The 8,894-nt window shown below is 68.2% G+C and carries 13 protein-coding genes; 4 read left to right on the top strand and 9 right to left on the bottom strand.

Annotation, left to right across the window (positions count from 1 at the left end):
* The first annotated feature begins 333 nt into the window (after nt 1-333).
* A complete protein-coding gene (locus tag OP497_RS17190; RefSeq protein ID WP_280550688.1) occupies nt 334-534 on the top strand; it encodes a hypothetical protein in 201 nt (66 codons plus the stop codon).
* A 96-nt stretch (nt 535-630) separates the two neighbouring features.
* On the opposite strand, the gene OP497_RS17185 is transcribed toward OP497_RS17190, so the two are convergent.
* On the bottom strand, nt 631-1,443 hold the full coding sequence (locus OP497_RS17185; protein ID WP_280550686.1) for a Tim44-like domain-containing protein: 813 nt from the start codon (nt 1,441-1,443) through the stop codon (nt 631-633).
* Between the two features lie 107 nt (nt 1,444-1,550).
* Here OP497_RS17185 and OP497_RS17180 point away from each other — a divergent pair, with 107 nt between their 5' ends.
* A complete protein-coding gene (locus OP497_RS17180; protein ID WP_280550684.1) occupies nt 1,551-2,129 on the top strand; it encodes an isochorismatase family protein in 579 nt (192 codons plus the stop codon).
* 4 nt (nt 2,130-2,133) lie between these two features.
* On the opposite strand, the gene yaaA is transcribed toward OP497_RS17180, so the two are convergent.
* Both yaaA and OP497_RS17170 read right to left on the bottom strand, forming a co-directional pair.
* A complete protein-coding gene (gene yaaA / locus OP497_RS17175) occupies nt 2,134-2,913 on the bottom strand; it encodes a peroxide stress protein YaaA (RefSeq protein ID WP_280550682.1) in 780 nt (259 codons plus the stop codon).
* 129 nt (nt 2,914-3,042) lie between these two features.
* Nucleotides 3,043-4,074 (bottom strand): NADP(H)-dependent aldo-keto reductase, encoded by a 1,032-nt coding sequence (locus OP497_RS17170; protein ID WP_280550680.1) that lies wholly within the window; start codon nt 4,072-4,074, stop codon nt 3,043-3,045.
* A gap of 221 nt (nt 4,075-4,295) precedes the next feature.
* On the opposite strand from OP497_RS17170, the gene OP497_RS17165 reads away from it, so the two are divergent.
* On the top strand, nt 4,296-4,826 hold the full coding sequence (locus tag OP497_RS17165) for a tetratricopeptide repeat protein (protein WP_280550678.1): 531 nt from the start codon (nt 4,296-4,298) through the stop codon (nt 4,824-4,826).
* Nucleotides 4,827-4,877: 51 nt separating this feature from the next.
* Nucleotides 4,878-5,378 carry a hypothetical protein gene (locus OP497_RS17160; protein WP_280550675.1) on the top strand — a complete coding sequence of 167 codons (501 nt, stop codon included), beginning with the start codon at nt 4,878-4,880 and terminating at the stop codon, nt 5,376-5,378.
* Between the two features lie 25 nt (nt 5,379-5,403).
* On the opposite strand, the gene OP497_RS17155 is transcribed toward OP497_RS17160, so the two are convergent.
* The 6 genes from OP497_RS17155 to OP497_RS17130 form a co-directional block, all read right to left on the bottom strand.
* A complete protein-coding gene (locus OP497_RS17155) occupies nt 5,404-5,958 on the bottom strand; it encodes a TIGR00730 family Rossman fold protein (protein WP_280550673.1) in 555 nt (184 codons plus the stop codon).
* Between the two features lie 59 nt (nt 5,959-6,017).
* Nucleotides 6,018-6,539 carry a DUF501 domain-containing protein gene (locus tag OP497_RS17150; RefSeq protein WP_280550671.1) on the bottom strand — a complete coding sequence of 174 codons (522 nt, stop codon included), beginning with the start codon at nt 6,537-6,539 and terminating at the stop codon, nt 6,018-6,020.
* Nucleotides 6,511-6,837, bottom strand: a complete 327-nt coding sequence (locus OP497_RS17145) for a hypothetical protein (protein ID WP_280550669.1) — start codon at nt 6,835-6,837, stop codon at nt 6,511-6,513. The genes OP497_RS17150 and OP497_RS17145 overlap by 29 nt, the downstream gene beginning before the upstream one ends.
* A 69-nt stretch (nt 6,838-6,906) precedes the next feature.
* The gene (gene ybaK / locus OP497_RS17140; protein WP_280550667.1) at nt 6,907-7,377 is read right to left on the bottom strand and encodes a Cys-tRNA(Pro) deacylase; all 471 of its coding nucleotides are present in this window, start codon (nt 7,375-7,377) and stop codon (nt 6,907-6,909) included.
* Nucleotides 7,374-7,781, bottom strand: coding sequence for a thioesterase family protein (locus tag OP497_RS17135; RefSeq protein WP_280550662.1), 408 nt, complete (start codon nt 7,779-7,781; stop codon nt 7,374-7,376). Before OP497_RS17135 ends, ybaK begins: the two co-directional genes overlap by 4 nt.
* A 59-nt stretch (nt 7,782-7,840) precedes the next feature.
* Nucleotides 7,841-8,665: a hypothetical protein gene (locus tag OP497_RS17130; RefSeq protein ID WP_280550660.1), complete on the bottom strand. Its 825-nt coding sequence runs from the start codon at nt 8,663-8,665 to the stop codon at nt 7,841-7,843.
* Nucleotides 8,666-8,894 lie beyond the last annotated feature (229 nt).

The following is an 8,894-nucleotide window of genomic DNA, read 5'->3' as shown; positions in this document are numbered from 1 at the left end:
CGAACTCAGCAGTGAAACCGCTCAGCGCCGATGGTAGTGTGGGGCCTCCCCATGCGAGAGTAGGTCATCGTCAGGCACTTATTCTGAAACCCCGGCCATTGGTCGGGGTTTCGTCGTTCCGGGGGCCTCCCCATGGCGAGTAGCGGAGCGCCGCCCGGGCCTTCGTCAGGCACTTATTCTGAAACCCCAGCTTCGAACGAAGCTGGGGTTTTTTCGTTGGCGTTACTCACGCCGTTACATGATGTTGCAGCCCGGAGTGGAAAGGCCGTCTGCCAGCGGCTAGGGTTTTCCTGCACGAACCAATGGATCTGGACGTCTCAGGAGGAGATGAGCATGAAGAACGCCATGATGCGCAAGCTGGGCCTGGCCCTGTTGATCGCCATGCTCGGTGCCGGCCTGGCTGCCTGCGAGGAGGAGCAGGGGCCGGCCGAGAAGGCGGGCGAGAACATCGACGAGTCCATGGAAGAGATGGGCGAAGGCATGGAGGAGATGGGCGAGGAGATGGAGCAGGCGGCCGAGGATGCCCAGAACTGATTGCCCACTGCCGGTGGCAGAAGCCGGGGCAGAAAACAGAAAAGGCCGGGCAACTTGCCCGGCCTTTCTCGTCTCGGCCGGCCACTCCTCGGGGCGTCAGGCGCCGGGATTCTGCTCGATCCCCTGCAGGTACCAGGGGGCGCCGTCGCGCAGCTCGCGGGTCAGGTGCCATGTCTCGTTGAACTCGTTCTCCTCCCCGTTCTCGGCGATGATGCCGTGGAAGATCACCGTGGCCTCGGCCTCCTGGCCCACCTCCCGGATGTCGCCGAGTTCGGCGAACAGCCGCACGATCTCGGTGCGATTGTTGGCCGGCTGCCGGTCGCGCTCCTCACGCAGCAGGTTGTAGAGCTCCGGGGTCACGTACTCCTGGATGCCGGCGAAGTCGTTGTTGTCCCAGGCGCGCTGAAGGGTCATGAAATGCTCCTTGGCGCCGCCGAGGAAGCGCTCCCGGTCGAACCACTCGGGCTCCGCGGCGAAGGCGGTACCGCCTCTCAGCGGTGCCTGTTCGGCCTGGAAGCGCTGGGGCCCTGTGGCGGCATCCGGCTGGCCCGGGCCATCGGTCATGGCCGGCCGGCGGCGGGCGAACAGCTTGAAGAGCAGGAAGGCCGCGCCGGCGACCAGCAGGAGGTCCATCAGGCGCAGCTCGTCGAAGGCCCCACCGAAGAAGAGCGCGGCGAGCAGGCCGCCGGCGAGCAGGCCGCCGAGCATGCCGCCCATCCGTGAGCCGGGGCGCGCCTGGGTGGCGCGGTTGCCGGCGGCCTGGTTCTGGTTAGCCGCGGGCTGCTGCTGCACGGTACGGGACTGGCTGCCGAAGCTCTTGCCGCCACCCAGGCGGCGCGCATCGGCGTGATCCACGGCCAGGCCGAAGCCCAGCACGCCGACCACGAGCATGATGAGTAGGTGACGCATCAGAGAGGTCTCCATCGGGGAAGGGGATGAGAAAGAGTCGGAAGTGACCATTCTAGCGGCTATGCTGGTCAGCCACGACAACTAACGAATAACGAGAGGGGCCGCCGATGCGCCTGATGCGAGAGAAGAGCCTGCTGCTGATCGTGGATCTGCAGGCCGGTCTGCTGCCGGTCATCGAACATGGCGATCAGGCGGTGACCGAGGCCGCCTGGCTGGGCGGCATGGCCGGCGAGCTCGAGGTGCCGGTGTGGGTCACCGAACAGTATCCCGAGGGGCTGGGGGGCAGCGAAGAGCGGCTGCTCGAGGCGTTGCCGGCGCACCGCCTGTGGCACAAGGTCCACTTCGATGCCCATGCCGAGCCGGCCTTCGCCGAGGCCATGGCCGCCGGTGACCGTCGCCAGGTGGTGCTGTGCGGCACCGAGGCGCATATCTGCGTGATGCAGACCGGCCTCGGCCTGCTCGAGGCGGGCTACGAGGTCTACTGGCTGGTGGAGGCCTGCGCCAGCCGTCGGGCCGGCGAGGCGCGGCTGGCCAAGGAGCGTATGGTCCAGGCCGGTGCGGTGCCGGTGAGTGCCGACATGGTCGCCTACGAGTGGCTGCACCGCTGCGACGACGTGCGCTTCAAGCAGGCCCATCGTCACTTCCTCAGGGAGCGCTCGGCACGCCCCCTGGTGTTTACCGCGTAGTCCTTCAGGCGGCATCCTCGGTGCGGGTGAAGACCAGGGTGTCGCCCTCCGAGAGAGAGGCGTTGTAAGCATAGCCCGCCACGTCGAAGTCCTTGAGGTCCTCGGGGTCGTCCAGGCGCTCGCGGATCATCCAGGCGGCCATCAGGCCGCGGGCCTTCTTGGCGTAGAAGCTGATGATCTTCAGCTTGCCGTTCTTTTCGTCCTTGAACACCGGGGTGATCACTCGCGAGGTGAGCGCCCTGGTGTCGATCGCCTTGACGTACTCGTTGGAGGCCAGGTTGACCAGCACCCGCGTGCCGCTTTTCTCCACGGCGCGGTCGAGCTTCTTGGTGAGGGTCTCCTTCCAGAAGGCGTACAGGTCGCGGCCGCCAGGGTTCTCGAGCTTGGTGCCCATCTCCAGACGATATGGCTGGATCAGGTCGAGCGGACGCAGCAGACCGTAGAGGCCGGAGAGGATACGCAGGTGCGCCTGGGCGAAGGCGTTGTCGTCGTCGCTGAAGGTGTCCGCCTCGAGCCCCACGTAGACGTCGCCCTGGAAGGCCTGGGCGGCGGGCTTGGCGTTCTCGGGCGTGAAGGGGGTGTGCCACTCGGCGAAGCGTGCGGCATTGAGCCCGGCCAGCTTGTCGCTGATGCCCATCAGCTCGCTGAGCCGCTGGGGCGAGTAGCCGCGCAGGATCTCGATCAGCTCACGGCTGCGGTCGAGATGGTCCGGCTGGGTATGCAGGGTCGTGGTGGCCGGGGTCTCGAAGTCCAGCGTCTTGGCGGGCGAGATCACGCTCAGCATGGAGGCGCTCCTGTGCCTGAAGGGGATGGCCTGATGGCAGTGCAGGCCAGTATACCAAGCGGCCCGCGGCCGGTGGGCTATCGGGGTGATAGCCCGTCGCTCCGGTGCTCTTGGGTCAGGGCTCCTGGGTCAGGGCGCGGGGTTGGGGATGCGCTGGTGAACGGCCTCGATGGCTTCCAGCACCTCGGCGTCGAGTCGCAGGGACTCGCTGGCCAGGTTGCTCTCGAGCTGCTCCATGGTGGTGGCACCGATGATGTTGCTGGTCAGGAAGGGTCTCGAGTTGACATAGGCCAGGGCCATCCGGGCCGGGTCCAGGTCATGGTCGCGGGCGATCCGCACGTAGGCGGCAGTCGCCTCCTCGGCCAGCGGGTTGGTGTAGCGCTGGAAGCGCTCGAACAGGGTCAGCCGGGCGCCGGCGGGGCGGGCGCCATCCAGGTACTTGCCGGAGAGCATGCCGAAGGCCAGCGGCGAGTAGGCCAGCAGCCCCACCCGCTCGCGGTGGGCGATCTCGGCCAGCCCCACCTCGAAGCTGCGATTGAGCAGGCTGTAGGGATTCTGGATGCTGGCGACCCGGGGTAGGCCCAGGGTGTCGGCCAGGTGCAGGGCGCGCATCACGCCCCAGGGGGTATCGTTGGAGAGCCCGATGGCGCGCACCTTACCGGCATCCACCAGCTCCTTGAGCGCCGATAGCGTCTCCTCCAGCGGCGTGGCGTCTTCTTCATCGTCATGTTCGTAGCCGAGCCTGCCGAAGAAGTTGGCCTTCCGGTCGGGCCAGTGCAGCTGGTAGAGGTCCACGTAGTCGGTCTGCAGCCGGGCGAGGCTCGCGTCGATCGCCTGGTGGAGGTGCTCGCGGGTCAGCCGCGGGCCGCCACGGACATGCTCGAGGCCGGGGCCGGCGGCCTTGGTGGCAAGGATCACGTCATCGCGGCTGCCGCGACGCTTCAGCCAGCTGCCGATATAGGCCTCGGTGCGTCCCTGGGTCTCGGCCATGGGGGGCACCGGATACATCTCGGCGGTGTCGATGAAGTCGATGCCGAAGGCCACGGCACGGTCGAGCTGCTCGTGGGCTTCGGCCTCGCTGTTCTGCTCGCCGAAGGTCATGGTGCCGAGGCACAGGCGGCTGACCTCGATGCCGGTATCGCCTAGCGGTCGCGTCTGCATCGGTTACTCCTGGCAGGACTGCTGAAGGGGTTGACCCGGCATGGTAGCGGGGCCCGGGCGAGGCGGCAAATCCCGGGGTTGAGTCACTGCCGGGGCGCGCGTATGCTTGCCTCCCCGTTGCCCCGGCGGAGTCCGCAGGGCCACCTTTTTTGCAGGGAGCGATACCGGCCACAGGATGTGGCCGGTATCGCTTTCGCACCACTGGACGCAGGGCTGTTGCCATGTCAGAGGCATCCTCACTGTTCACCCGGCTCGAGTACCGGCTCGCACAGCAACTGTTCCATACCCGCTGGCTGCCCCGCTCGCCGCGTACCCAGCGCCTGACCATGCACCTCTTCCAGCGCTGCGCCAATGCCGGGCATCCGGCGGCGCTGTCGCAGTATGGTCATATGCTTTTCCACCGCGGCGTCAGTCCCCAGGACAAGGCCCGCGGGGCGCGCTACGTGCTCGAGGCGGCCCATGCCGGGGATGCCAAGGCCCAGTACCAGGCCGGCCAGATCCGCGAACATGGCTGTGCCCAGTATCCGCGTCGCGACGAATATGCCGTGACCTGGTATGCGCGTGCCGGCGAGGCGGGCCATCCCCTGGCGGCGACCCGCCTGGTCCGCGCCTACCGCAACGGCGAGCTGGGGCTGCCGGTGGATGACGAGAAGGCCGGGCACTGGCAGATCTTGGCCGACCGCCTGGCCGGGCTTGCCGGCTCGCTGGACGCTGGTTCTCTGGACAGGGCCGAAGGCGAGACGCGACACTAGCCTCTTCGCCGCCGTTGCCATCGGCCATCTCGACCAAGGATTCTCCCGCCCGTGACGCTACCCACACTGCTGGATATCGAGGCGTCCGGCTTCGGGCGCGGCAGCTACCCCATCGAGGTCGGCCTGGCCCGCGTCGATGGCAGCACCTGTGCCTTCCTCATCCAGCCGCTGGACGAGTGGACCCACTGGGACCCCAAGGCCGAGCTGTTGCATGGCATCAGCCGCGGACGGCTGCAGCGCGAAGGCTACCCGGTGCGCCAGGTGGCCCGCTGGCTCAATGACGAGCTGGGGGAGATCGGCATCGCCTACAGCGACAGCTGGGGCTACGACAACACCTGGCTGTCGCTGCTCTTCCATCATGCCGGTATGCTGCCGGCCTTCCGCCTGGAGGCGCTGCGTATCCTGCTTAGCGAGGCGCAGCAGGCCCTGTGGAGCCGCACCAAGGAAGCCATCATCCGCGAGCTGGGCATCCATCGGCACCGGGCCGGTGAGGATGCCCGCCTGCTGCAGCTCACCTACCTGCGCACCCTCGAACTCGCCCCCGACGCCTGACGGTGGGCACGACACGCCGTGCGCGTCAGCCGGCCGTGGCCAGCCGGCTCTCCAGCGCATCCAGCAGCTCGGCGGGGTCAGTGGCATCGACCAGCTCGGCCCGGGTGCGGCCATTGAGGAAGCCGTGCTCCACGGTGTTGTCGAGGAAGGCCAGCAGCGGGGCATAGAAGCCGGCGGTGTCGAGCACGCCGATGGGCTTGTCGTGCAGACCCAAGTAGTGCCAGGTCCAGGCCTCGAAGAACTCCTCCAGGGTGCCGATACCGCCGGGCAGCACGATGAAGGCATCGGCATGGGCCACCATGCTCGCCTTGCGCGCGTGCATGTTGCGTACCCGCACCAGCTCGGTCAGGCCGTGGTGGGCCTGCTCGCGCTCGACCAGGTGGTCGGGCATCACGCCGATGACCTCGCCGCCGGCCGCCATCACGGCATCGGCCAGGGTGCCCATCAGGCCGACACGGGCGCCGCCGTAGACCAGGCCATGGCCGCGGCGGGCCAGCTCGGCGCCCAGCCGGCGCGTGGCCTCGAGGAATTGCGGGTCATGGCCCTCACGGGACCCCAGATAGACGCAGAATCTCGACATGCTCTTCTCCTTGGCAAGCGGTCATCCTAGCGGCCACGCCCGGGACTCGAAAGCCTGAGTCAGGGCAGGCAGTCGGCTACCCCGTAGGTCGCGTCGAGCCATTGGCCGATGACGTTCTCGCCGCAGAGGTGGTGGGCGTACTGGGTGTGCAGGCAGCGTACATGGTCGCGGTTGATGATGCCGCCGATGCCGCGCTCGGTGAGCACGCCCTCATAACCCAGCCGGATGACCTCGGCCTGCTGGGCCTCGCTCATGTAGGCCCAGCGGGCCGCCACGTAGGCGTCGTGGCTGCGGTGGTAGGCGGCCAGGAAGTCGGGGTCCTGCTGCAGGCGAGTCTCCAGCTGCTTGATCACCCCGGCGGCCTCGATGTGCGAGATCTCGATCTTGAGCCGCTCCGAGCACAGCCAGTAGAGCGTCGGGAAGGGCCTGCCGTCGACGATGGGCGCCATGCGCAGTACCAGCGGGGTGCCCTCGCCGTCGGTGGCGGCCAGGGCCTCGATGCCGCGGGGCGCGCGACCCAGCTGCTCGGCGATGATGGCCAGCTGTCGCGCGTCAGGGTCCAGGTCGGTGCGGATCACCATCGTCGTTGTCCCGTACGAACTTGTTCGAATGCCCCACGGCGAGGAAGAAGGCGCGGTTTAGCTGCTCGGGGGTGGGCACATAGCGCCACTCCCGCTCGCAGTACTCGCCGGCCCGCGCCATCAGCACGTCATGCAGCCGATTGAACGGCGCATGATAATCGTAAGGGTCGGCGCCGAACAAGCGAATGTGCGGATAGTCGGCAAAGCGCTCGATGAAGTAGCGCTCCAGGGCGGCCTCGACGGCGCGGTGCCGGGGCGTGTCGTCCGGGTCCAGCCAGAGGGTGTAGCGGATGGCCATGGGGGCTCCCGTCGGTGGGTGGCGGCTCCGAGTTGTGACACCGCCGGCCGGGGTTCGGCTCGGCTGCGTTCAGCGCCGCGCCAGGGCAGCGTGGCGGGCCCCGGTCAGGCGCGCCAGGTCGTGTGGCGCCAGGCAGATCTCCAGCCCGCGGCGACCGCCGCTGACGTGGAGGGTCGCGAGGCGCTCGGCGCCGGCATCGAGGAAGGCGGGCAGACGCTTTTTCTGGCCCAGCGGGCTGATGCCGCCGACCACGTAGCCGGTGGCGCGCTCGGCCTCGGCGGGGTCGGCCAGGCTCGCCTTGCGGCCCCCGGCCGCCCGGGCCAGGGCCTTGAGGTCGAGCTGGGCGGAGACCGGCACCATGGCCATCACCAGGCGGCCGTCGTCGAGCCGGGCGAGCAGGGTCTTGAAGACCGCCTCGGGCGACAGGCCCAGTGCCCGGGCGGCTTCCTCGCCATAGGCGGGGCTGCGCGGGTCATGGTCGTACTCGGCCAGGCTGAACGTGACACCTGCCTTCTCGAGGACCTTCACCGCCGGGGTCATGCGTCCGCCGGCTCCGCCTGGAGGTGGGCCTGAAGGACCTCGCGCAGCTCGCCCTCGATGGGGATGGCCTTCTTGGTCGTATGGTCGAAGTGCACCAACACGGTATGGCCAAGGTTGGTCAGAAGACCATCCTGTCGCGCTTCCTGGCTCACCGTGAAGGAGCTGTTGCCGAGCCGCGATAGGTAGGTACGGATCTCGATCTCGCGACCGTACTGCAGCTCGGCGCGGTAGTCGACCTCCATGCGCGCCATGATCAGGCGCCACTTGCGCGGGTCCAGGTCCGGCGTGAACAGCCGGAAGAGGTCGTTGCGGGCCAGCTCGAACCAGGCCGGCAGCCGGGTGTTGTTGACGTGGCCCAGGGCATCGGTGTCGTAGAAGGCGGGCTCGATGGTGCGGGTGAACATCGGGGGTGGTCCTCGTGATCCAGATCAGGCTGACAGCTTTGCCCCGAGCAAGCGCTAGGTCAAGTCCCTGAGCGTGGTCTTGCCGCCAGGCGCGCGGCCCGCCAGGCCAGCAGGCGGGTCCAGGCCAGCAGCCAGGCGGTGGCGACGGCGAAGCCGACCAGGGTGCCGAGCGAAAGCCCCAGGCTGTCGTAGGTCAGCGAGACACACAGGGCGTACCAGAGCAGCGCGCCAAGCCCGGCCGGATAGTGCTTGATCACCGTGGCCACCGGGGCCGCGCCGTGGGTCAGGTGCAGGATCACCAGGAAGGGGTACATGGTCACCGGGAAGGCGGCCATGACCCCCGCCCAGGCGGCCGGCATCACGTGGGCGAGGCCGGTGATCAGGAAGATGATCCCGGCGGCCAGGGCGGCGCGCAGGCCCAGCGCCGCCCAGCTGAAGCCGCCGCGGGCGCCGGTGGCGGTTTCCGGTACCCGACGGTAGAGCCGGATGAAGAGGATGATCGCCGCCAGGGTGGTCAGGGTGCCGGTCAGGCGGGTGAACTCCAGCTGGGTCAGCAGCAGGCTCACCGCCAGCCAGGCGGCTAGTCCGCCCGCGGTGCCGGCGAGCACCCCGCCCAAGCCGTCGCGGCGGGCGCAGAGCAGGTAGCCGCCGCCCAGCGCCAGGGTGGCGGTGAAGCCGGCCAGGGTGTGCACGGCACTCTGGGTGGCGAAGGCCGGGGAGATCTCCAGGCCGATGAAGAACAGCGCGATGGCGGTGCCCAAGGGGTAGCCGGCGAGCAGGCCGGCCACACGGGTGCTGACCCGCTCGGCGATCATCGAGAGGCCGAGCACCACGCCGATTGATACCAGCAGCTTGGCCAGCTGCCAGCTCAGGGGAACGTCCATCCTGTTTTCCTTACCCTTGAACTCGACCCAGTAGGCCCGGTAAGCGTCAGCGCACCGGGCGTGGAGAGGGCGCCATCATCAAGCCGGATGCGCCTTCGGCTTATCCGGCCTGGTATGAATTGACCCGTCAAGGGCTCGGTTGTCTCTATTTACATATGGTTGTCCTCAATGCCGACGGGTCAGGGAGCGAGGGGCTATCAGCGACGGTGGATCTCTCTGGTATTCGTGG

It is taken from the genome of Halomonas sp. 11-S5, assembly GCF_029889825.1.
GTDB lineage: Bacteria > Pseudomonadota > Gammaproteobacteria > Pseudomonadales > Halomonadaceae > Halomonas.
This window is presented reverse-complemented; position numbering and strand designations above follow the sequence as displayed.